Source organism: Candidatus Cardinium hertigii (assembly GCF_050864915.1).
Taxonomy (GTDB): domain Bacteria; phylum Bacteroidota; class Bacteroidia; order Cytophagales; family Amoebophilaceae; genus Cardinium; species Cardinium hertigii_D.
Window position 1 is genome coordinate 166,516 of sequence record NZ_JBOZWY010000002.1, and the last position, 22,551, is coordinate 189,066.

21 protein-coding genes are annotated in these 22,551 nt (G+C 36.6%); 13 read left to right on the forward strand and 8 right to left on the reverse strand.

What is annotated here, in order from left to right:
- Positions 1-1,239, reverse strand: coding sequence for a M16 family metallopeptidase (locus ACRRVD_RS01920; RefSeq protein ID WP_432461482.1), 1,239 nt, complete (start codon positions 1,237-1,239; stop codon positions 1-3).
- A gap of 32 nt (positions 1,240-1,271) precedes the next feature.
- Positions 1,272-2,090, reverse strand: a complete 819-nt coding sequence (gene dapF / locus ACRRVD_RS01925) for a diaminopimelate epimerase (RefSeq protein WP_432461483.1) — start codon at positions 2,088-2,090, stop codon at positions 1,272-1,274.
- Between the two features lie 524 nt (positions 2,091-2,614).
- On the opposite strand from dapF, the gene ACRRVD_RS01930 reads away from it, so the two are divergent.
- Positions 2,615-4,588, forward strand: a complete 1,974-nt coding sequence (locus ACRRVD_RS01930; protein WP_432461484.1) for an HD domain-containing protein — start codon at positions 2,615-2,617, stop codon at positions 4,586-4,588.
- A gap of 130 nt (positions 4,589-4,718) precedes the next feature.
- On the opposite strand, the gene ftsH is transcribed toward ACRRVD_RS01930, so the two are convergent.
- The 4 genes from ftsH to ACRRVD_RS01950 form a co-directional block, all read right to left on the reverse strand.
- On the reverse strand, positions 4,719-6,728 hold the full coding sequence (gene ftsH / locus ACRRVD_RS01935) for an ATP-dependent zinc metalloprotease FtsH (RefSeq protein WP_432461485.1): 2,010 nt from the start codon (positions 6,726-6,728) through the stop codon (positions 4,719-4,721).
- 166 nt (positions 6,729-6,894) lie between these two features.
- Positions 6,895-7,533: a superoxide dismutase gene (locus ACRRVD_RS01940; protein ID WP_432461486.1), complete on the reverse strand. Its 639-nt coding sequence runs from the start codon at positions 7,531-7,533 to the stop codon at positions 6,895-6,897.
- 33 nt (positions 7,534-7,566) lie between these two features.
- Complete coding sequence (locus tag ACRRVD_RS01945) at positions 7,567-8,022, reverse strand: nucleoside deaminase (protein WP_432461487.1); 456 nt, start codon at positions 8,020-8,022, stop codon at positions 7,567-7,569.
- A 5-nt stretch (positions 8,023-8,027) separates the two neighbouring features.
- Positions 8,028-8,516 (reverse strand): deoxycytidylate deaminase, encoded by a 489-nt coding sequence (locus tag ACRRVD_RS01950; RefSeq protein ID WP_432461488.1) that lies wholly within the window; start codon positions 8,514-8,516, stop codon positions 8,028-8,030.
- A 197-nt stretch (positions 8,517-8,713) separates the two neighbouring features.
- Here ACRRVD_RS01950 and rpmB point away from each other — a divergent pair, with 197 nt between their 5' ends.
- From rpmB to ACRRVD_RS02010, 12 genes are all read left to right on the forward strand, one after another.
- Positions 8,714-8,971: a 50S ribosomal protein L28 gene (rpmB, locus tag ACRRVD_RS01955; protein ID WP_034576936.1), complete on the forward strand. Its 258-nt coding sequence runs from the start codon at positions 8,714-8,716 to the stop codon at positions 8,969-8,971.
- Positions 8,972-9,013: 42 nt separating this feature from the next.
- Positions 9,014-9,199, forward strand: coding sequence for a 50S ribosomal protein L33 (gene rpmG / locus ACRRVD_RS01960; protein WP_432461489.1), 186 nt, complete (start codon positions 9,014-9,016; stop codon positions 9,197-9,199).
- 15 nt (positions 9,200-9,214) lie between these two features.
- The gene (locus tag ACRRVD_RS01965; protein WP_432461490.1) at positions 9,215-9,373 is read left to right on the forward strand and encodes a DUF4295 domain-containing protein; all 159 of its coding nucleotides are present in this window, start codon (positions 9,215-9,217) and stop codon (positions 9,371-9,373) included.
- Positions 9,374-9,658: 285 nt separating this feature from the next.
- Complete coding sequence (ftsY, locus tag ACRRVD_RS01970; protein ID WP_432461491.1) at positions 9,659-10,621, forward strand: signal recognition particle-docking protein FtsY; 963 nt, start codon at positions 9,659-9,661, stop codon at positions 10,619-10,621.
- Positions 10,622-10,898: 277 nt separating this feature from the next.
- On the forward strand, positions 10,899-11,090 hold the full coding sequence (gene rpmF / locus ACRRVD_RS01975; protein WP_432461492.1) for a 50S ribosomal protein L32: 192 nt from the start codon (positions 10,899-10,901) through the stop codon (positions 11,088-11,090).
- Positions 11,091-11,182: 92 nt separating this feature from the next.
- A complete protein-coding gene (locus ACRRVD_RS01980) occupies positions 11,183-12,190 on the forward strand; it encodes a beta-ketoacyl-ACP synthase III (RefSeq protein WP_432461493.1) in 1,008 nt (335 codons plus the stop codon).
- A gap of 77 nt (positions 12,191-12,267) precedes the next feature.
- Complete coding sequence (gene efp, locus ACRRVD_RS01985) at positions 12,268-12,843, forward strand: elongation factor P (protein WP_432461494.1); 576 nt, start codon at positions 12,268-12,270, stop codon at positions 12,841-12,843.
- Between the two features lie 2 nt (positions 12,844-12,845).
- Positions 12,846-13,301 carry an acetyl-CoA carboxylase biotin carboxyl carrier protein gene (gene accB / locus ACRRVD_RS01990; RefSeq protein WP_432461495.1) on the forward strand — a complete coding sequence of 152 codons (456 nt, stop codon included), beginning with the start codon at positions 12,846-12,848 and terminating at the stop codon, positions 13,299-13,301.
- Between the two features lie 39 nt (positions 13,302-13,340).
- Positions 13,341-14,696: an acetyl-CoA carboxylase biotin carboxylase subunit gene (accC, locus tag ACRRVD_RS01995; RefSeq protein ID WP_432461496.1), complete on the forward strand. Its 1,356-nt coding sequence runs from the start codon at positions 13,341-13,343 to the stop codon at positions 14,694-14,696.
- Between the two features lie 178 nt (positions 14,697-14,874).
- Entirely contained in the window at positions 14,875-15,873 is a 999-nt protein-coding gene (locus ACRRVD_RS02000) for a hypothetical protein (RefSeq protein WP_432461497.1), read from the forward strand.
- A 202-nt stretch (positions 15,874-16,075) separates the two neighbouring features.
- On the forward strand, positions 16,076-17,257 hold the full coding sequence (locus ACRRVD_RS02005) for a hypothetical protein (protein ID WP_432461498.1): 1,182 nt from the start codon (positions 16,076-16,078) through the stop codon (positions 17,255-17,257).
- A 38-nt stretch (positions 17,258-17,295) separates the two neighbouring features.
- Entirely contained in the window at positions 17,296-18,717 is a 1,422-nt protein-coding gene (locus ACRRVD_RS02010) for a sodium:solute symporter family protein (RefSeq protein ID WP_432461499.1), read from the forward strand.
- Between the two features lie 795 nt (positions 18,718-19,512).
- Here the strand turns inward: ACRRVD_RS02010 and ACRRVD_RS02015 are convergent.
- Positions 19,513-21,441, reverse strand: coding sequence for a RecQ family ATP-dependent DNA helicase (locus tag ACRRVD_RS02015; RefSeq protein ID WP_432461500.1), 1,929 nt, complete (start codon positions 21,439-21,441; stop codon positions 19,513-19,515).
- 158 nt (positions 21,442-21,599) lie between these two features.
- Complete coding sequence (locus ACRRVD_RS02020) at positions 21,600-22,544, reverse strand: hypothetical protein (protein WP_432461501.1); 945 nt, start codon at positions 22,542-22,544, stop codon at positions 21,600-21,602.
- Between the last annotated feature and the right edge of the window lie 7 nt (positions 22,545-22,551).

The window sequence follows — 22,551 nt, forward strand, 5'->3', positions numbered from 1 at the left end:
TTAAGATTGGGTCATGGTTTGGTAATGGAGCGTAGTACAATTGTGCTCTTGTAAAATCGTTTCAGCAATTGCTTGAATGGTTGCTAAATCAACCTGTCGAATATAATCAATATGATTGTTTACTAGGTTGGTATCACCTTGCAAAGTAGCTATGGCCAATTCTTGTGCACGATCTACTAGATTTACTTGACCAAAAACGAGTTGTGCCTCTATCTGATTTTTTGCTTTTTCTAATGCAACAGGGGTAGTAGCTTTGATTTGCTGCAATACGGTTATTAAAGCACTTTCTGCTTCTTCGAATGCAACTTTTGATACCAAACTTCCGCTAATGACCAATAGACCAGGGTCTAATGATTCAGTAGTATACACATTTATTTTGGTATAAAGGGTTTGTTTTTCTACCAAGTTGGCATGTAGCAAAGCAGACTTCCCTTCACTGAGTAGATTGCATAATACTGCTGCTGCATAGTAACCAGCCATACCTTTTCCTGGCATATGGTAGGCTTTATACAAAACAGGGAAGGGAACATCACCCTGCACTACCTTTCTCCTAGGTTGTAGTTGATCTGGTTCTTGCGGCAACAATCTATGATAAGGAGGGGCAGCAGGAATGGGTTCAAACCATTTTTTGCATAAAGCTGCTACTTGTTGTTGGGTCACTTTGCCTGCAACTACCAAAATAGCATTATTGGGTCTATAAAATTTGTAAAAAAAGGCTTTAACGTCCTCCATAGTCGCATTTTCTATGTGGCTTAATGATTGGCCAATAGTAGGCCATTTGTAGGAATGTGTTGTATAGGCCATGTTGGTTAAATGGTGCCATGCATCACCATAGGGTTGGTTTAGATAACGCTCTTTAAACTCTTCTACTACTACTTTTCGTTGTACCTCGAGTGACTTTTCGTTAAATGCGAGTCCAAGCATTCGGTCAGATTCAAGCCAAAAAGCTGTTTCTAAGTTAACAGCAGGTAGGGCGCAATAATAATTGGTTACATCTGTGGTTGTGTATGCATTGTTGTCACCGCCTACTTTCTGTAAGGGGGTATCATACGTAGGAATGTTAGAAGATCCACCAAACATTAGATGTTCAAATAAATGGGCAAAACCTGTTTTTAAAGGATGTTCATCTCTAGACCCTACATCATACATGAGATTCATTACTGCAATATGCGTAGTTGCATCTTCATGCACAATAACTTGTAAGCCATTGGATAAAGTAAATTTTTGAAAATGAATCATTTTATTTATGGGATCAAATAAACATAAGATAACTATAGTAGATTATATGCCATAATAGGTGGTAGGCTAGTTGGATGAACCGTTCCATAAAAAGTTTGATAAACAGGTCCAACTAAATGAATATCGATAAAACGACCATCTGGTAGGCGTGTAAAGGTTACTTGCAGTTTACCACCTTTAGTGCTTACTTTTACAGGACTATTTAAGCCATAATAGGCACTGGAAACCAATGCACTGGCGACAGCTCCTGTACCACAGGACAATGGTTCTGAGTCTAATCCACATTCACATGTTCGAATTCGTATCGCATCTGGTTCAACCAATTGCGCAAAGTTGATATTAACTCCTTCTTTTTCAAATGGGTACATATTGCGTTTTGGAAAACCAACTGCTTCCATATCAATTCGCTCAACCACATCGACCATTTCTACATAATGACGGGTTCCATTGTTTAAGAAATAACCGCTAGCTAGCGGTTGAATCGAGGTTACATCTTGTAAGGTTAAATCAACCAGCTGATTACGTATATAACCTATGTGTGCACCATCTATAGCAGTAAAATGCGCTTTTTGATCTATGATGCCTAGCACTTGTGCGTAGTGAAGAGCCGACCGACTGCCATTGCCACACAGCCCATCACCTTGGCTGCCATCTGCATTGTAGTGTAGTAGCGCAAAATCATAACCTGCTTTTTTTTCAATGGAAATAATACCATCTGCACCAATACCAAATTGCCGATGACAGAGTTGCTTGGTTACAACAGGACTATATGTATAATACTGATCTTGAAAATTATCAATGATGATGAAATCATTTCCGGCAGCTTGGTACTTAGCAAAGTTAAGTTGCATGAAACCATTAAAATAAATTAAAACTTAGCATATAAAACTTTTTCTAATGTATAAAAATAGCTTTATAGTATCTATTCGTACCATTGTTCTAGGCTGAATAACTTTGATATACAAGTTTCGAATTAAAAACATTACAATTTACAAATAATTCTTTAGAAGTTTTTACAAATAATTCTTTAGAAGTTTCAGGGAATGATATTTGAAAAGATAATAAAATAAATGTATAACCATTCACTTTTTTTAAGTCAAATAATAGATAGGAAGTCATAACCATGTCTGTTGGCCTCATAAAGGTTTATTGCATAGAAAGTGTAATAAATTTTTATCGATAATCAAATAATTATTATTTTTCTGCATATTTACCAGATGAATAGATACAAATCTATTATTCGCTTTGATTGCATATATATAGCGGGTTTTTACAGATGTATCATCTAATTTTTGTTATTTTTTTAATGTTGTCATTTCAAGTTTCGCTGCTCATATTCATAATCGGCCTTTTTTGCTTACTAGATACTTCTTATGTGAAAAAGAAGTTAGTGAAACTACAAGGATATAATACTGTTATAGGCTATACTGGCTGTTATGTTATAATTACTACTGCAGCATTAAGTTACGTAGGTCAAGGTCTTGCATACTGGTATATACTGCAAATTGCAGCAGGTATTTGGCTCATAGGTTATTCAGTTGTTTCCCATAGCCAAGCCCCATCTTGGGAAATTACTCGATCTTGGCTAATTGGTGTAATGTTTTGTCTTCCCATAAATGTAGTTTGGCATTGGTGGCATGTCACTGATTATTTATTTCTATTAAAGTTATCTTTAGCACATTTGTCTGTAGCCTTATTTGTATTTCCTTTGTCTTTAGGAATGATTGCTCTAGCGGTTACATTATCAGCCATCGTTTATATATCGTGTTTTGTAGACAATTTGATCGAATTAACGGATGATATGGTGGTTCTATTCGGGTTTAGTATACTGGTTTTTACTATGATTATTTATTGTAAAGTCCAAATAGCTGATTACAGCGCACATAGTCACTGCTTAAAAGACAAAAAAAAGCTAGAAGCAAAGAAAAATTATAAATTAAAGCTAAAACAAATGATCCATAACCTGCACATGCGTGCTAAGAAGCCTTATTCAAAAAGAGATAGCAGTTTTTTAGATAAAATAGTAGAAATAGTGATGGAATCTCCTTTATTTTTAGAAGATGACGCCCTATATAAGGAAGATTTTAACATTATTGTAAATAAATTTATCGCTTGGTCTATCTTTTTAAAAGAGCATACTAAATCTAAAGTTCATCTACCATTATTGCCTACTGAAATTTCTCTAAACGAATTGATTCAAGAATTAGAAATTAGGTTAAATGGTTCGGTGGAATCTGCACCAGGATTGATTATATCGGCAGAACATATTGATATGAGTGCTAAAATTGTATGTGATGTTAGCCAGGTAATAGATTTATTAGAAACTGTTGTTTTACGTATTACTCACCTAAAGCAAAGTACATCTATACGTATTCAACTACATACCACTCGACTAAAATACTATAAATATTGCCCCATTAAAAAACAAAAACCTCCAGAAATATCCTTTCCAGCCATAGCCTTAGTAGTGAGCACTGCCGATACGCCTCTATCCAAAATTCCTTCCATTAAGAGCTATTATCACGATATTACTGAAGGGATAGAACTAATAGGAGCTCTTAACCAGTCAAGTTCAGAACGAATAAATGTACAAAAAGAGCCAATAGAACGGAACATTCGTGCCCATTATGGTTATCTACAACCTTCCACTTCTAAACAAAAAACTACTCTACTGGTATTGCCTTATAATGTAAGGGTTGTTCAGGATGGAATGCTTACCAATTTGGTTCCTTCCAATAGTTATGTAAACAAAAGTGAAATAGATACTTCTATGGAAGTATTAATGAAATTCAATGACTACGCTTGCAAGATGTGTAATATTCGTATAGGTGTAATGGATGAAATATTTCTACTGCTAAGGCGTTGTTATGCTTTTAGAAGACATGCATCAGGAAAATTGTTCTATGTCCGTGCAGTAGGCATTGCACGTTTGGTAACAGATTGGGTAAATTATAAAGCTGAACCAATCTATGCTGCTTTGTTATATGATTTAGTTGTTTATACCGATTTGCCTATTTCTTATATTAAGGCTAATTATAGCCTAGCTATTTTTTCTTTTGTCCAATCTATTATTTCCATAGAGAACCGAAAAGATCTAGAGCCATCTGTACTATGTATAGATAATCAACGTAAAAAAATAGTTAACCAAGACCAGCTTTTTATACTTTGTATTAAATTAGCTGAGCGACTTTATGACTTACGACAAGCCTATGGTTATACCCATAAAATTCAGATATCCAATATGGCTAAAGAGACCCTTACAGTAGATATTTGTTTAGCGAAAAAATATTTAGATAACGACGTAGTAGAAGCATTGGAAAGGGCAGCCCAAGAGGCATTAAAAATTTAAGTTTTATAGAAGCTATAATTTTTTAGTCCACTATATTCCCAAATTTAAAGCAGAAAAGAAGCTTGTTTTTATTGTCTAATCCAAAATTTACCTTTATAGTTTGATGAAAGGCTACAAAACAAATCCTAGTTTATACCTGCTCTAGGTCATTGGGCAAAGGGAGCATTGCTTGGTCATCATCTGATTCTGCGAGTGATACTTGAGGTGTTAACGCATCTTCAGTAGGTATATTTTTTACTTCTTTCACAAAGCGTTTACCTATCAAACGCTCTAAATCTGACTTAAATATAGTTTCTCTTACCAATAAAGCCTCAGCCAAAAGCGTCAATTGATCCATCTTTTCTTTGAGCAACGTTTTCACCCGTTCATATGCAGCATCTATGATCGCTTTTACCTCCTCATCTATGGTATAAGCTGTTTTTTCTGAGTAAGGCTTTGTAAAAGTATAATCTGATTGTTTGGAGTTGTGAAAAGAGAGGTGACCTACTTTAGCGTTCATTCCATAAACTGTAACCATGCTATAGGCCAATTTAGTAGTACGTTCCAAATCATTTAACGCACCTGTTGAAATTTTTCCAAAAATAAGCTCCTCAGCTGCCCTTCCTCCGAGCGCCATGGCCAATTCATCTAATAATTGATTTTCTTGATAGATAAATTGCTCTTTCGGTAAATACTGCGCATAGCCTAATGCCGCTATACCACGTGGTACAATACTTACTTTCACCAGTGGATGTGCATGTTCTAAAAACCATCCAGCAATGGCATGACCTGCTTCGTGGTAGGCTACTATTTTTTTTTCTTCTGGAGAAATGAGCTTGTTTTTTTTCTCTAACCCACCAATAATTCGATCTATAGCTGCATGAAAGTCGCTTATTGTTACAAATTTTCTACTTTTTCTAGCTGCTATTAAAGCTGCCTCATTACACATGTTAGAGAGATCCGCTCCGGAGAATCCAGGTGTTTGTTCGGCAAGTTGTTTAATCCGTATATGCCTTTCCAGCTTTAGTCTTTTGCTATGGCATCGTATAATCGCCTCCCTATCTAATATATCTGGGTTTTCTATACTGACCTGCCGATCAAATCTTCCTGGCCGCAGCAGTGCAGGATCTAGTACTTCTGGTCTATTCGTAGCAGCTATTACAATCACCCCAGAATTGGTTGATACTCCATCCATTTCTACTAAGAGCGAGTTCAAAGTATTTTCACGTTCATCATTCACTCCTGGCATATTTGCTTTGCCACGTGTCCTACCTACTGCATCGATTTCATCGATAAAAATAATACATGGTGCTTTTTCCTTTGCTTTTTTAAATAGGTCACGAACACGTGCTGCACCTATACCCACAAACATTTCGACAAAATCTGATCCAGAAAGACAAATAACAGGGACACCAGCTTCACCAGCTACCGCTTTGGCGAGCAAGGTTTTACCAGTTCCTGGAGGACCTACTAGCAATACACCTTTCGGGATTTTTCCACCAAGAAGCGTAAATTTATCAGGCGTTTTCAAAAAGTCTACTACTTCTTTTACCTCTTCTTTTGCCTCTTTCATGCCAGCTACATCTTGGAAAGTAACTTTTAACTGATTGTTTTTATCGAAGATTGTTGCTTTTAATGTATTCATATTAAAAAGCTGTGTACCAGGACCTGTCATACCACTGCCTGGCTTACGAATAAAAAACCAGTAAATAACAAATAGGGTCAATAAAAAGGACCAGTTGATAAAACTAGTAGGCTCTGAACGTTCTTGGCAGTTGTAACCTATTCTAGCTTCAGGATCTATTTTTGCTTCTATCGCTCCAAATTTTTTATCAAAAATCTCAAAATTCGGTATTCGAAAAGTGTAGACCAATCGGCTGCTGTTTTTCCAAGCAGCTCGTCCTGCTAATTCTTGTTGATAACGCGGTTTGCGCAATGCGTCTTCTTTGGGTACCACTTCCACTAGGTGCTGATTGGTGATTAAAGTAACAGATTTAACCTCTTGGTTCAGCATCATTTCTTCAAAACGTTTCTCAGAAATGGAAATTACACTTTTTTCTTTGTTGTAATAGAAAAGCAACCCCAGTATTACCAATATAGCCAATATAAAAATAGACTGTGGGACATTGTGTTGTACAAATTTTTTTTCTCTTTGTTTCATAATCTGATTTAAATTGAACTGCTATTTTTTTCTGAATGAAGATGAAAATTTAAAAAAGCATTGAAATACAGCAAAACAGCTTTGAATAATGGTTACAGTTAAAGAGAATAAATTGCGCGCGAGCTTAAAGCTATAAGTCGATCTACAACAAAAATGATACAACTTTTTACTTTGTAGCTTCTATGTACCTATCCTCAACAACTTTCCAGTGAACCATTTTCCAAAAAGCCTTTATATAGGCTGAGCGTCTGTTTTGGTAGCTTAGGTAGTAGGCATGTTCCCATAGATCTAGTCCTAAAATAGGGATACCTTGTTCTTGAATAGGAAGGGTATTCATAAGTGGATTATCTTGCTTATCAGTTGTAGAAATAAATAAACTGCCGTCCTTCTTGGCTACCGTTAACCAGGTCCATCCAGCACCAAAGTGGGTAGCAGCTGCTGTTGAAAAGCTTTCTTGGAATTTTTCGAAGCTGCCAAATGATTTTTTTATCTTGTCTAGTAAGTTTGCTCCAGAATTTGGGGAAGCATGCGGTGTGAGGCTATTCCAAAAAAGCAGATGGTTAAAATGGCCACCAGCGTTATTCCGTACAGTAGTATGGTAGGCACTTATATCCTTTAACAGATGGATTAATACTGATATTTCAGTTCCTTCTGCGGTAGCTATTGCGGTACCGGCCACTGCTTGATTAAGTGTATCTACATAAGTTCCATGATGTTTGGTATGGTGGATCTCCATGGTTTGGACATCTATATAAGGTTCTAATCCATTGTAGGCGTAAGGCAAAGAAGGAAGTGTAAAAATCATAAGCGTCTAAATTATAATAATTAGTTCTATCCGCTACAATATAGTGTTTCTTAGCTTTTTAAAAAAACAAATCAGTAATTCATTGCTTTCTTGTGCTAAAACATTTTGGTGTATTTCGGTTCTGGGGTGTAGGATAGTGTTAGAGCAGCTTTGGTAGCCTCTTTTAGGGTCACTGGCGCCAAAAACAAGTCGTTTTATTTGAGACCAGTAAAGTGCGCCACCACACATCATACAGGGTTCTAGCGTAACATATAGTGTACAATTCGGAAGATATTTGCTATTGAAGTAATGGGCAGCAGCTGTAATCGCCAACAGTTCTGCATGAGCGGTTGGATCTTTAAGTTGTTCTACTTGGTTATGGGCACGTGCAATAATTTGATGTTCGGCTACGATTACCGCGCCAATGGGCACTTCTCCAATTGTAGCCGCATGCGTAGCCTCTTTTAGGGCTGCTTCCATAAAGAAGGCATCTTCGTGTATGAGGGGCATTGGACTTATGTAATGGGTAAAGGATCTATGGCTTTATATGGGTGATATGCTTCTGCTATGATACCGAACTCAGTTAAAAACTGTAATCCCTCTTCATAATCTAAGTTTTTATAAGCTGCATAAGAATCTTTGTATACCACTCTTTTAATACCTACACTAAATATTATACGGGCACAAGGTAGACAGGGCGAGAGTGTCGTATACAGCACACCATTTTTTATATTTATATGATTGGTTAATGCATAAAGAATAGCATTTTGTTCTGCATGGATAGATAAAGCACATCCTCCTTTTATACTTCTAGTGCAGCCTGTTTTCGGCCATATTTCATCGCAATTATGGGTACCCGGTGGAGTGCCATTGTATCCTGTAGAAATAATACGGCTCTCTTTTGTTAAGACAACGCCTACTTTTTTTTTAACACAGTGTGAACGTTTAGCCAATTGAATGGCCAATGACATAAAAAGATGATCAAATGTAGGGTTTTTCTTCATTTATAATGATTTTATTTATCCTTTAAGTTAATAAACCAAATCATCAAAGATGATATACCTCCATTAATTTAAGAAAAAATAAACATATTGAGACCGTTGCAATAGACTTTTTATTCCTATCTAGCTTTAATTGCTAAAGGGTTTGAATAATGTGCCAAGTTATACTATATTTGTAGCTGTATTAAATCATATAGAAAATGGCAAGAATTTGTGATATAACAGGTAAAAAACCCATTGTAGGGAATAATGTATCCCATGCAAACAATAAAACCAAAAGGTGGTTTTATCCAAATTTGCAAAATAAGCGTTTTTATATTCCGGAAGAAAATATATGGATTCCATTGAAGGTTTGCACTTCTGTCATCCGTACCATCAATAAGAAAGGCATTCATGCAGTATTAAAGGAAGCGAAACAGAAAGGAACTTTATCCAAGCAATACCATTGGCTGGTATAAATGGAAAGCAAGTGAAACTTGATAAAAAAGTAGCAAAGTAAAATGGCAAAGAAAAAAGGCGGTAGGGTCCAGGTAATTTTAGAGTGTACAGCGCAGAAAAGCAGTGGTGTTCCTGGCATATCCCGTTACTGTACGGAAAAAAACAGAACGACGACTACTGCACGAATGGAGTTAAAAAAATATAATCCTATATTGAGGCGTCATACACTTCATAAAGAAATCAAGTAAGCATTATAATATATTATGGCAAAGAAAGTAGTGGCCACCCTTTCTAAAGGAGATACGCTTAAGTTAACTAAGTTGATTCAAGTAAGAAAATCAACAAAAACAGGTGCTTATACTTTTCGCAGCAGGATTGTGCCTTCTGAATTAGTAAAAGAGATGGTATCTAGCAAAATATAGCCATTCCCTATCTTCTTTATGGTTTGGGTGGTAGTCTGTTTCTAGTTTTGCTATCACATTTGTTATGGAACATCCAACCATTTAACAGCGGCAATCCAATAAGCGATCAATGTAGATTACGTAAAGCCATTTTCTAAATTTTTAACCTGAGTTCTGTGAATAAAAAGCCATAGCATAAAAGTTAAAACAGTTGTAAGATAACCCCCTTTTATCTGTATATATTTCCGAATTCAATAGTAGATCTATATAAATGGTTTTATATAGATAAAAAAATAAGTTCTTGCTATGGGTATTTTCAATTTTTTTTCTAAGCCAGCCATCCCTAAAACACACTTAGCAGAAAAACTGACTAAAACACGTCATTCTTTTTGGAGTAAACTCTCTAAGATTGTCGCTGGAAGGGCTACAATTGACAGTGATGTATTGGATAGATTGGAAGAATTGTTAATTGGTTCAGATGTTGGCGTACCCACTACCCTTAAAATTATAAATGCTATAGAGCAGCGTGTAGCACGGGATAAATATCTTACTACAAGTGAACTAGACCAGATTTTACAATCTGAGACGGAGCAACTTTTACATAGTTTTCCTAGCTCGAAGGAAGATGCTATGCCCATGACTCGACCTGTTCGTCCCCATGTCATACTGGTGGTGGGGGTAAATGGTGTAGGTAAAACTACTACTATTGGCAAACTAGCTGCACAGTTTATTGGCCAAGGGAAAAAAGTTATACTAGGCGCTGCAGATACTTTTCGTGCAGCTGCTATGGAACAACTGATGATTTGGGGCAATCGTGTAGGTGCAGTAGTAGTAGCACGTCCCATGCAATCAGACCCCTCCTCAGTGGCACATGAGACGGTGCAGCAGGGTATACGCAATGATATAGATGTAGTCATTATAGATACGGCTGGCCGATTACATACCAAAGTACATCTTATCAATGAACTAGCTAAAATTAAGCGAACCATTCAAAAATGTCTTCCAGGTGCTCCACAAGAGGTCTGGTTGGTGTTGGATGGTACAAATGGACAAAATGCTTTTCTACAAGCAGAAGCTTTTACAGCGGCTGTAACAGTAACCGGTATCGTGGTTACCAAATTAGATGGCACATCTAAAGGAGGGATGGTGCTGGGTATAGCAGATCAGTTTTCCATTCCAATTAAATATATTGGTGTAGGGGAAAAAGTGGATGACTTAAGGGTTTTTGATCCCCACGCATTTGTTGTTTCCTTATTTCAAAAATGGTAACTAAAACTAACTAACTAACTAACAACCACCTTTCTAGGTAATAGCCATATCATCCTAACGTTACCGATTCTTTTTTTATGGTATAGCCGCTATGCTTGCTATATATTTATCTCAAAAAATCAGCTGTATGTAATCGTGCTGTATGCCATTCCTATAATAATTTTCTAACTGATAAAATTATTCGTAAATTTACCATTCTGTTATGTCCTAGCAAGGATAACCTGCATAACTAGCTTTATTTCCTTGTACAAACTTTTAAATAAAAAATTCTAAAAACATGGCACATCCAAAGAAAAGATCATCGGCTTCTAGAAGAGATAAAAGAAGGACACATGTTAAACTTGCCATGCCTGCGCTAGTGGTTTGTCCCGTTACTGGTGTAGTACATACACCACATCGTGCCTTTTGGCATGAAGGTAAAATGTATTATAAGGGAAGGGTGGTAATGCATCGTGCAACGCCTGAATAATCTCTTTGCTTTAATAGATGCTTGCGTTGTCCCCTATACGATTACTGATTTGGGCAAAGTCTATAAAACAATTACCCCAATTTGTTCAATAAATGAAAACAATAAATCGTGCTGCTATTGCAGGCGTATCCGGCTATGTCCCAGATGATGTATTGACCAATAGTGCCTTGCAGGAGATGGTAAATACCAATGACGAGTGGATCACCACTAGAACCGGTATTCAAGAAAGGAGGATCTTAAAGGGAGAAGGACTAGGTACCTCAGTAATGGCCATACAAGCCGTAAAAGATTTGCTACAGAAAACAGAGACCGATCCTGAAACAGTAGACCTTCTTATATGTGCTACCATTACCCCAGATATGATCACGCCTGCTACCGCTAATATTATTGCCCATGCAGTGGGGGCTACCCGTGCTTTTAGTTATGATCTACAAGCCGCTTGTTCTGGTTTCCTTTATGGGCTAGATACAGCTGCTCAGTTTATTGCTTCAGGTAGAGCTAAAAAAGTGGTTGTCGTAGGGGCAGATAAAATGTCTTCCATTACCAATTATGCAGATAGAGCTACTTGTATTCTTTTTGGCGATGGTGCAGGTGCCGTACTAGTAACAACCCATCCTCCAGAGAGTGGTTGTGGGATTGTAGATAGCATCTGTAAAACAGATGGCATCGGTCAAAATTTTCTTTATCAAAAAGCAGGCGGTAGTAAATTACCTGCTTCACATGAAACCGTAGCAGCCAACGCACATTATATTTACCAAGATGGACAAACGGTATTTAAGGCCGCTGTTACCGCTATGTCAGAAGTAGTTATAGAAATGATGGCCCGTCATAAGCTTACCCCAGCAGATATTACCTATCTCGTTCCACATCAAGCCAATCAACGCATCTTGAAACTTGTAGCCGATCGTGTAGCCATTCCTATGGAAAAAGTTATGTTGAATATTCATAAGTATGGCAATACAACTGCTGCAACCATTCCCCTTTGTTTATGGGATTACGAACAAAAACTTAAAAAAGGGGATAAGTTGATTGTAACCGTTTTTGGAGGAGGTTTTACTTGGGGTGCCATGTATATAGTCTGGGGATATGACGGTTTGTAACCTATTGAAGCAAGTTTGTTGCTATATAGTAAAGTAAAACTCTTATAAGGATACCAATAGGTTTAAAACAAAATATTATGGCAAACACAAGTGATATTAAAAATGGTCTTTGTATGGTATTAAACAATGATATTTATACCGTTGTGGAATTTCAACACGTCAAGCCAGGAAAAGGTGCTGCTTTTGTTAGAACCAAACTAAAAAGTTTAACAAAAGAAAGGCAAATTGATCATACGTTTAATGCAGGTGTAAAAATCCATATCGCACGAATTGAGCGTAGGCCCTACCAATTTCTTTATAAGGATGCTTCAGGTTATACCTTTATGCATACCGAGACTTTTGAGCAACTCACCATTGCCCCATCCTTCATCCATACCCCCCAATTCTTAAAAGAAGGGCAGCATGTGGAAATTGTTTACCATGATGATGCACATCAGGTATTAAAGTGTGCATTGCCTCCATCTGTGGTATTGCGGATTACCTATACAGAGCCGGGTCTTAGAGGGGATACCGCTACGAAAACATTAAAGCCAGCTACCCTAGAAACAGGCGCAGAGATTAGGGTGCCTCTATTTATTAACAATGAAGACCTTATAAAAATAGATACCCGTACAGGCCTTTATATGGAGCGTGTAAACGAACAGAAAAAGTAAGTATGAAAACTACAGAAATTCAAGAACTAATTGACTTTATTACCCAATCAGGGTTAGAAGAGGTGCATATTGAAACAGAAGCCATTAAAATCCATGTTAAAAGGAGTAATGCCATCCCCCAACCGGTTGCATCTCTTTCTTCCAGTGTCCCCCCACTTTCCTTTCCTACCCAAGCGGCTCCAACCGTTCAAGAAAACAAACTTGCCGCCAATTATATAACCATTAAATCTCCAATGATTGGTACTTTTTACCGATCACCGAGTCCCGAAGAAACTCCTTTTGTAAAAGAAGGAGATCTGGTTGTAAAGGGGACCAAGCTCTGCATTATAGAAGCCATGAAGCTCTATAATGAAATAGAGTCAGAGGTTAGTGGCAAAATCATTCAAATCTTAGTGGATGATGTCTCTCCTGTAGAATACGATCAAGCTCTTTTTTTAGTAGAGCCAGTAACCGGATAAATAGCTAATTCCTTCTTTATTTAACCAGCTTGATATGCTATGTTTCAAAAAATATTGATTGCCAATCGTGGGGAAATTGCTTTAAGCATTATTCGGGTTTGCAAAGAAATGGGCATTAAAACCGTTGCCGTACATTCTACTGCAGATAAAGATAGTTTGCATGTCCGTTTTGCAGATGAATCAGTCTGTATTGGCCCACCTGCAAGCCACCTATCTTATCTCTCTATTCCATCCATTATTGCCGCTGCCGAAGTAACCAATGCCGATGCCATTCATCCAGGTTATGGTTTTTTATCTGAGCATGCTACCTTTGCAGCTATTTGCGGAGAATATGGTATTAAATTTATAGGACCTTCCGATAGCGCGATTGCTAAAATGGGTGATAAGTCTACAGCAAAAGTAACCATGCAGGCTGCTGGTGTGCCTACTATTCCTGGTTCCAATGGTTTGCTCACATCGGTTGAAGAAGGTATTCGTTTGGCGCATGAAATAGGATTTCCTGTATTGCTAAAAGCAACCGCAGGAGGGGGAGGGAAAGGTATTAAGTTGGTTGATGCGCCAGAACAATTTCAGCAAAAATGGGTAGAGGCCAGGCAAGAGGCCGCTGCCTCTTTTGGTAAAGAGGGGCTTTATTTGGAAAAATATATAGAAGAACCACGCCATATTGAAATACAAATTGTTGCGGATCAATATGGTAACGTCGTGCATCTATCTGAACGGGATTGTTCCATTCAGCGTAGACATCAAAAGCTGGTCGAAGAGTCTCCTTCTCCCTTTGTTACCGAAGCATTAAGGGGAAAAATAACCGATGCGGCTATAAAAGGTGTATCGGCTATAGGGTATGAAGGCGTTGGTACTATGGAGTTTCTAGTGGACAAGTATCAAAACTTTTACTTTATGGAAATGAATACCCGTATTCAAGTAGAATACCTTGTTACAGAAGCGGTTACCGGTTTTAATTTACTAAAAACACAAATCGAAGTAGCCGCTGGCCAATCACTGGATAGATCCAACCTTTATCCGAAAGGTCATGCCATAGAGCTCCGTATTAATGCAGAAGATCCCTTTAACGGCTTCCGCCCATCTCCTGGAAAAATTACCCATATGCATTTTCCCGGCGGGCTGGGTATAACCATTGCAAGCCATATTTATGCCGGTTACGTAGTGCCCCCTTACTATGATTCCATGATTGCAAAACTTATTGTCCATGCCGATACTAGAGTGGATGCCATCGCCAAAATGAAGCGTAGCTTGGAAGAGCTGGTTATAGAGGGCATTCAAACCAATATACCTTTTCACCGTGCTTTGTTAGAAGATGAAGCCTTTCAGCAAGGGCACTTTACGACGCAATATTTGGATACTTTTGACTTTTCACGCTTGCAACGATTGGAATAAATCGTATCTAATCTAGCGTGGAGTTATTTGCTAAATTTGATAATAAATTGTATGATACATTTCTTTACTCTTTTTTATGAAGCTAAAATTTTATACAAAGCCTTTTAGGCTCACATTGTCAATATATATTGCTTTTTTTTTGCTTGGGGGTTGTAGTAAACTAGGTAGCAGGTATGGTATGAAGGAGGGAGATAATGCATATAGCAATAATAGAGAAGTATCAAACTCAGGTTTGGGTGATTTCACTAAAGAACTTTTTAGGGCAATAGAAAATAGTGAAGTGCATACAGTAGAATTATTGTTAAATCATCATTTTGAGGATGATGCATTTATGAATTTATGTCAAACAGATGCCAACGGTAATACTTGTCTACATCTAGCAGCAGGTCAACACGACCCATCTAAAAGTAAAAAAGCAGAAGAGATTATAAAGCTTTTATTACATAAAATGCACCCTTTGCTATTAGGCAAGAACAATCTTGGGGACATTATTGGTAAAAACCTGCCAAACGATTCAAAAGTCTTATCTTTATCTCTTTCTTACGATATGACAAAGTCAGATTTTTTTGAACAAAGTCCTTTTTGGAAGATTGAGTATAAGGACTGGAATAAATGTCCTAGGACAGCAATGAAAAATCGTTTAGACCGTATACAAGAGCAACGTTATAGGTATAGTTGTAATACTGATAGTATGCTTCTTTGCAAGAATGCTAATGGAGAAACACCTTTGTGGATAGCCATGAAAATAGGAAGTCCAGGCTTACTTAAGTATTTGTTAGACTATACCCATAGATTTGTTGGACTGGATCTTACTAGTCATATAAGTAAGTCAAAAAAGGACTTAATTATGGTTCTACAACGAGATAATAATGCTAAAATATTAATAAATGAATACCAAAAATGCGATACTAGTCTTGGGCGCTATGGACATATTATTGAACGCTCTAGCTGTAAAGCTTACCAAGTAGCAAATGCACTCCAACGTCTATCAGAGGGAAACAGTTTAGAAAGTATCGATACGCTGACACTGATTCATGCAATAGGGATATCTTTTAAAGATGAACTAACTTCGGGCAGTACACTATCGAGGATTCCTGCTTATGCTGCTTCTACTTCTTCTTCAAGTTCGCGTGGACATCTTTTGTACCAGTTATCGAAACGTCAAAGATTGGGTTAACCCAATCTGACTAGATTATTTCCATTATGCCATGCTTTGTTAGAAGATGAAGCCTTTCAGCAAGGGCACTTTACGACGCAATATTTGGATACTTTTGACTTTTCACGGTTGCAACGATTGAAACAAATCGTACCTAATCTCGAATGGAGATATTTGCTAATTTTGATAATAAATTGTATAATAGCTTTCTTTGCCTTTTTTTATGAAGCTAAAATTTTATACTAAGCTTTTTAGGCTTACATTATCAATATATATCGCTTGTTATTTGCTTGGGGGGTGTAGTAAGCTAGGGAACAGGTATGGTATAACCGCAAGTGTGGATAATACGCCCAGCAATAATATAGAAAACGCAGATGCATGTCTAAATCATTTCACAAAACAACTTTTTAAAGCAATAAAAGATAGTCATTTAGGAAAAGTAGAATCCTTGTTATCGAAGCATTTTAACGGTCATGCATTTATGCATTTATGTCAAACAAATGCAGACGGAAATACCTGTCTACATGTAGCAGCAGGTGACCACAGCCGGGAAAAATGTATGGACGCAGCAAGAATTATGAAGCTCTTATTAGATAAAATGAAGCCTTTGCTGTTAACTAAGGAAGCGCTTAAAAATATTCTTGATGAAATTTCATCCATTCCAAATGAAACTTTCATAACACATCCAATTTTTATTGATCTAACTGCTTTTGATCGAACTTCTTTTCATCCAGCTTTTTCTGGTCCAGCTTCTTTTGAAGACGATGATTGTTTGCTGCTTAATACCTGGGAGGATAATAGATCTAGCGTAAACATATGTGATAAAACACGTGATCTTCTAAAAAATATACAAACGCAATCTTGTAATATTGATAGTGAGCTGATGCGCAAAAATAACAAAGGAGAGACACCTATGTGCGCAGCTATAAACTATGGCGCTTCAGGGGTATTTGACGCTTTGATATCTTATACCCATAAGTTGATTAGACTGAATCTTTCTAGCTACACAGGTAGGCCATTATCTAGTATTTTTAAAGACCTTATGAACCAAGAAAATGCTAATAAACTGCAAGATTTAGTAAATCAATACCACCCATCACGAAATAAACAGGGTCCTCTTCATCTATACGAAAAATATTTTTCATCTAATCAATGTGAGGCTTGTATCATAGCAGAAAGAATTAAAAGTAATCAGAATGAATCTAAATTTCCTTTAGACAGCGATCAGAAATTGAATGAGGGAGAACGTCACATTGAAGTAGTCCTTCGTGCAGTAGGTATAACAGAGTCAGAAATCAACACATTCTTTGCAAGTAGGATGCGTTCTTTCTCTAATGCTGTTTCTCCTTCTACTTCTTCTTCAAGTTCGCGTGGGCATATTGTGTACCAGTTATCGAAACCTTAAAGATTGGGTTAACCCAATCTGACTAGATTATTTCCATTATGCCAGTTGATCTTTTATTACTTCTACTGGTAATCTTTTTACTATCTACTTTAGTAATATTTCTTTGTTTTTTGACTAAAAAGGCTACCAACTTTCGGGAGCATGCCGTTGGCCATAGACAATTTTCTACCGCTACGATAGTAGCTACTATCGTAGCCTGTTCTTGTGCAGCAGGACTACTACGTCATGGCATCACCTATGCTTATAAAGGCGTCTCGTATATAGTTTATAGAATAACGATTGCACTTTTTCCCTTATTGGTATTAAGTTGGTTAGGAGGTCGTATGCACAAGTTTATATATCACCTATCGATGCCAGAGTCTATGGCTAGTGTATATGGTCCTTACGCAAGATTCATTACTGCTTTGTTTGAAGTATGTAATACGATCATTATAGTTTCCTTACAAATTCGTATTATACGTGACACTGTTGGCCTATTTATACCTTTAGCTAACCCATTGGCTATTACAATGCTTATTACAACCCTTATGGTGATTTATGCTATGTTTGGCGGTGCACGTGCGATTGCCTTTACAGATGTATGGCAATGTATCGTTTTTTCTATCCTTACGGTTGTGCTAGTTTGGTGCGTCTTTAAAAAGTCCGGTAAGACAATGATTGAAATCATTGATTTTGTTAAAGCGCAAAAACAATTCGGGCTATCTAATATTATACCCTCTGATAGAAAAGTACAAACTATACTTGATTACCTCGCTAATTTGGTTTCTAGTATAGGGCCCTTTCTTGTGCAATATGTATACATGTGTGCGCGTCCCGCTCAAGCGAGAAAGACATGCTTATATGCGGGTGTTTTCTTTACTGTTGTTATGGCATCTATCATGGTAGTTGGTCTATTGGTTTTTGTCTCCTTTCCCGATGTACCTTCTAGAGTTATTTGGGATCATTTTCTCTCTAAGGCTTCGTCTCCTTTAAAAGGAGTCGTTTGTATGATTATGTTATCTTTCGCTATGTCCACAGTTGATTCTAGATTACATGTGGCTAGTATTATGCTGGCTTATGATATACCAAAAAGTATAGGTTGTTTCAGAAAATTTATACACTTGCACCAAGTTAAAGTGGCCCGTCTAGGGCTGTTTGTGCTAGGGCTACTTACTATGGTGTTAGCTTTTAACTGTCCTATATCCATCTTATCCCGAATCCTTATGTGGTATGCGCGTTTCTATGTGCCAGTAATAATCGCCCCATTTATTTTAGCTGTTTTAGGGTTTCGTACTTCTTCGCCCTTTCTTGTTTTAATAGGCATGGTTACTGGCTTACTGTCTATGTTGGCTTGGCGGAAATGGATGGTCTCTATAGTCGGTACAAGTACTGGTCACGTTCCTTGTATGTTGATGAATGGCTTAGTTATGGTCATTGCACACTATCTTACTTCCCAGCACAAAATAAATAGTAGGCCCTAAAATAACATATAATTATTTATTAATCAGTATAAAAATTCATAAATTTATATTATGAAATAACCAGTTTTTGAGTTGATTTGTATCAAAACCTTGCAAAATAAGGATCAAATCTAAGAAAATAAATCATAATGGGAACGTCATATTAGATGTGTTTTTTTGCCAAGCATTAAAAGCATGTACTGGGAACTTTTGCCAATTGTTTGCCTCAAAATATTTTGTTATCATAAAAGTTAAATCCAATAAGTTTTCAGCTTTATCAAAGGTCACTTTTGTCTTGGTAACTCGTCTTATTTGCCTATTCGGATTCTCCGACGCTATTGGTCGTATAAATATTCTCTGCACTTCAACAGGATAATCAATATATGTAAAATAGTCATTTATATCCTCTGTTTGAAGAGACTTAGATAGTGTCGTCATGAAATATTTTGTATATTGATTTTGTACTTGATATGATATTTTAAATAACAACATTAATTATATAAGTAGATGTATAAATGGATTCATCGCCACAATATTTCAGACAAAGTCTGGTCTATTTTATCCCCTCTACTTCCAGGTCAACAAGGCGGTTGGGATGCTATTGCTAAAGATATGGGCTAATTTCTTATGACGACACTATATAACGTCAATTCTTCTTTTAATAAATCTAAGACTATTTTAGTCTTCTCTACTGAACCAAACTTTCTGACCTTTTTTCTTCCCATTTGATAAACTCGATTGTGAAACAATAAAACTACTAAAATAGGAAACAAATTATCTCATTTTCTGTCCAGTTTTTTCGGTCCACTATAAAGCTTATCCATGTAAAGGCTTTGAACCTTCATTAATTTGTAGTTGGCCAGGCTTTTGATAATATATTTCTTTTGCATCTAGCATTGCTCTTATAATATGTAAGAGTTCTTTTTCTTTATTATAATCAACTGCTTCTATTATCTTTTTAAGGTCCTGTTTACCATTTCTAATGGCATCTATAACGTAATGGCGGCCTTCTAGCATCACTGTATGGTTTATAGCTTCGGTTCTCTTTTTTTTACAAATATCGCATTGGTTACAAGTCGTTTCCGTTTCATCAAAATAATCTAATAATGTAGCCAGGCGGCAGCATCGATCGTTGGTAACATATTGTATAACAGCTTCTATTTGTTGATAGGCTATTTTATTTTTTTGCTCAATTTTATGAATAGGCAATGGCAATTCAGCAGCAAGATAACGTGCTGTTAAGAAAGTAATTTGTGGACTAGCTTTTTGTGGAAGATATTCTAGAACTTTGAGTCGATGCAGGGCATGTAATTGGTCGGCTACTTTGTATTCCGTAAGTTGGATCAACTGGGCTATTTTTTTTTCAATAATTTTACAATATGGTGTAAAAAGTGTACCACCATAGAGCCTTAAAAGCGCTTTGATGCATAAATCATAAGCCGGATGATGGAGTTGAAACGCATACAATGCTTCCCTAGATAGCAGAAAATAGACCCTAGAAGGTTGGTAATAGGCTTCGTTAAGCTGTATAAAACCTTCTGCCTCTAATGTTTTGATGCCATAGTAGGCTTCTTTTGCATATAGACCAGTTGTTTGCTTAAAGTTCTCTAAGTCAAAATCATAGGTAACGAAAGCATGAGAGCCTACTGCGATTTTATAGTAATTAACCAGATGTTGGTAAACTTTTCTAACTTGATCAATAGTAGGGTAACTTTCCTTCCACTTTTTTTTTAAATGTGCAATATCTTGTTCATCATACCAAAGAATAGCGTAGGCTGTAGCATTATTTCGACCTGCTCTTCCTGCTTCTTGGCAATAGGCTTCTAAGGAAGTAGGTAGATCTAAATGCATTACTAATGAAACGTCTGCTTTATCAATCCCCATACCAAAAGCAGCTGTAGCAACCATGGTTCGTACTTTATTTTCACTCCATAAAGCTTGTTTTGTAGCTCGATCAGCCGTCGTTAAACCAGCATGGTAAAATGCACTGGTAATACCATTTTTTTGCAAAAAAGTGGCGATGGTTTCTGCTTTTTTTCGTGTATTTACATAAATAATAGCTACTCCAGTACTCTGTTGTAATGCCTTGAGCAGTTGTGTTTCTTTTTGATCTGTTTTGCGTACCCAGTAGACTAGATTGGGCCTATGAAAAGTTTGAGCAAAAAGGAGTGGATGGTTTAGTTGCAAACAATCTTGAATATCCTGTTTAACTGTTTTAGTGGCAGTAGCTGTAAAGGCTACTATATTGGCCTTTGGAATCGTTTGTTTAAAGTGCGCAATTTCTAGATAAGAGGGTCTAAAGTCATATCCCCATTGTGAAATACAGTGGGCCTCATCTACCACTAAGGTAGTAATAGCCATAGTAGCCGCACGCAGTTTAAAAAGGTCAGTCTGCAAGCGTTCTGGGGATACATACAATAATTTAACCGTACCATATACACAATTATCTAGTCTTCGTTCTATTTCCAAACTAGACATGCCTGAAAAAATAGCTTCTGCGTGAATACCTTTTTGCGCAAGTTGTGTTACTTGATCTTTCATAAGCGCAATAAGTGGCGTAACTACTAAGGTTAAGCCTGTTTTCCGCAAGGCTGGTAATTGAAAACAAAGCGATTTTCCACTTCCAGTAGGTAAAAAAACCAATAGGTCTTTGCCATCTAAAATACCATTAATGATTGCTTCTTGAAAAGGTCTAAAGCAAGAATAGCCCCAATGTTTTTTTAATAAATCATAAATTTTATCCATGGCTGGTCGGTAGCTTTATACTGTTTTAAAAGCGCGTGGCTAAAGAATAAAGCAGATGGCAATGAAATATTTGTATAAATTGAAATTTCACCTACTGGCATAGCATGAAACGCTTGTAAGGCGCAAAATATACCAATAACAGACTATAGTTAAATCTGTTAGTATAGATTATATATATTGCTGTAAAAATTTCCTATATATTTAAGATAGCTGGTTAGTAATTTGATGTCATCTGTTTTTTTTAATTCTAGTTGGTATAAAATACCATTTAATTTTTTGATGCCATGCGGTAATGTTTCTAGTAAATCTTTATAACTTAAACTATACAGATCTTTTGTCAATTCATCAAGCAGCTCTAAGCTCTTTGCAATGGCTTCTTTGTTTTTTTGATACGTATATGACTTAACCTCATTTAGTAATTTATTTGTCTTTGTTTCTTTCTGAATCGATTCCCATAGTTGTTGACCAGTTTTATGCCCATCTTTTTCCCATTTTAGCAAATAATATTGAAGCCTTTTTAGCTTATTATGCAGCATATAATTCTTCTCTGGCTTATTCTGTATAAAATATAGACACTCTTGGTATGCTAGTATGGCCTTAGTAAGATTAATGTTTTCCGGGTTATTATATTCTTCTGCTATATAAATTTTAAATGCTTGCATTAGCGTAGTATTCGCTTGTAGCTTTTTCATTGCGCTGATCAACTCTTTTTCATTTTCTTTTGTAGGCGCTTTGAACAACTTCCCGAAGCGATCATAGTAGCTTTCCAGAAGGGTAGTATCGTGCTTTTGTTGCAGATTTTTTATTATTTTTTCTTCTATTTCTTCCTTAAAAAAATTGTTCCAAAGCTCATCTGGGGTTTTTTCTGTATCAGTTGTGCACCATTTCTTCGTCCTATCTGCTAACTTTTTTCTAAAATCACTAATCTCATCAGGTGATTCTAGTGTAAAAATTGTTTTTTCGAATGATTCTATTCTACTTAACTGAAAATCGTTTTGCGTATAGTAACCCTCTTCTTCTTGACTGATGTATTGATTGTTGCAGGTAGATCCACAGAAAAGAAGCAGTGCAAACGTATGACTAGGATATTTTCTTAAATTCATTTTTTTA

Coding starts and splice junctions, on each gene's coding strand:
- dapF (WP_432461483.1), bottom strand. CDS start 2,090: ATGCAACTTAACTTTGCTAAGTACCAAGCTGCCGGAAATGATTTCATC.
- ACRRVD_RS01965 (WP_432461490.1), top strand. CDS start 9,215: ATGGCAAAGAAAGTAGTGGCCACCCTTTCTAAAGGAGATACGCTTAAG.
- ACRRVD_RS02005 (WP_432461498.1), top strand. CDS start 16,076: ATGAAGCTAAAATTTTATACTAAGCTTTTTAGGCTTACATTATCAATA.
- rpmF (WP_432461492.1), top strand. CDS start 10,899: ATGGCACATCCAAAGAAAAGATCATCGGCTTCTAGAAGAGATAAAAGA.
- ACRRVD_RS02010 (WP_432461499.1), top strand. CDS start 17,296: ATGCCAGTTGATCTTTTATTACTTCTACTGGTAATCTTTTTACTATCT.
- ACRRVD_RS02000 (WP_432461497.1), top strand. CDS start 14,875: ATGAAGGAGGGAGATAATGCATATAGCAATAATAGAGAAGTATCAAAC.
- efp (WP_432461494.1), top strand. CDS start 12,268: ATGGCAAACACAAGTGATATTAAAAATGGTCTTTGTATGGTATTAAAC.
- accC (WP_432461496.1), top strand. CDS start 13,341: ATGTTTCAAAAAATATTGATTGCCAATCGTGGGGAAATTGCTTTAAGC.
- ACRRVD_RS01945 (WP_432461487.1), bottom strand. CDS start 8,022: ATGCCCCTCATACACGAAGATGCCTTCTTTATGGAAGCAGCCCTAAAA.
- ftsY (WP_432461491.1), top strand. CDS start 9,659: ATGGGTATTTTCAATTTTTTTTCTAAGCCAGCCATCCCTAAAACACAC.
- rpmG (WP_432461489.1), top strand. CDS start 9,014: ATGGCAAAGAAAAAAGGCGGTAGGGTCCAGGTAATTTTAGAGTGTACA.
- ACRRVD_RS01980 (WP_432461493.1), top strand. CDS start 11,183: ATGAAAACAATAAATCGTGCTGCTATTGCAGGCGTATCCGGCTATGTC.
- accB (WP_432461495.1), top strand. CDS start 12,846: ATGAAAACTACAGAAATTCAAGAACTAATTGACTTTATTACCCAATCA.
- ACRRVD_RS01950 (WP_432461488.1), bottom strand. CDS start 8,516: ATGAAGAAAAACCCTACATTTGATCATCTTTTTATGTCATTGGCCATT.
- ACRRVD_RS02020 (WP_432461501.1), bottom strand. CDS start 22,544: ATGAATTTAAGAAAATATCCTAGTCATACGTTTGCACTGCTTCTTTTC.
- ACRRVD_RS01920 (WP_432461482.1), bottom strand. CDS start 1,239: ATGATTCATTTTCAAAAATTTACTTTATCCAATGGCTTACAAGTTATT.
- rpmB (WP_034576936.1), top strand. CDS start 8,714: ATGGCAAGAATTTGTGATATAACAGGTAAAAAACCCATTGTAGGGAAT.
- ACRRVD_RS02015 (WP_432461500.1), bottom strand. CDS start 21,441: ATGGATAAAATTTATGATTTATTAAAAAAACATTGGGGCTATTCTTGC.
- ACRRVD_RS01940 (WP_432461486.1), bottom strand. CDS start 7,533: ATGATTTTTACACTTCCTTCTTTGCCTTACGCCTACAATGGATTAGAA.
- ftsH (WP_432461485.1), bottom strand. CDS start 6,728: ATGAAACAAAGAGAAAAAAAATTTGTACAACACAATGTCCCACAGTCT.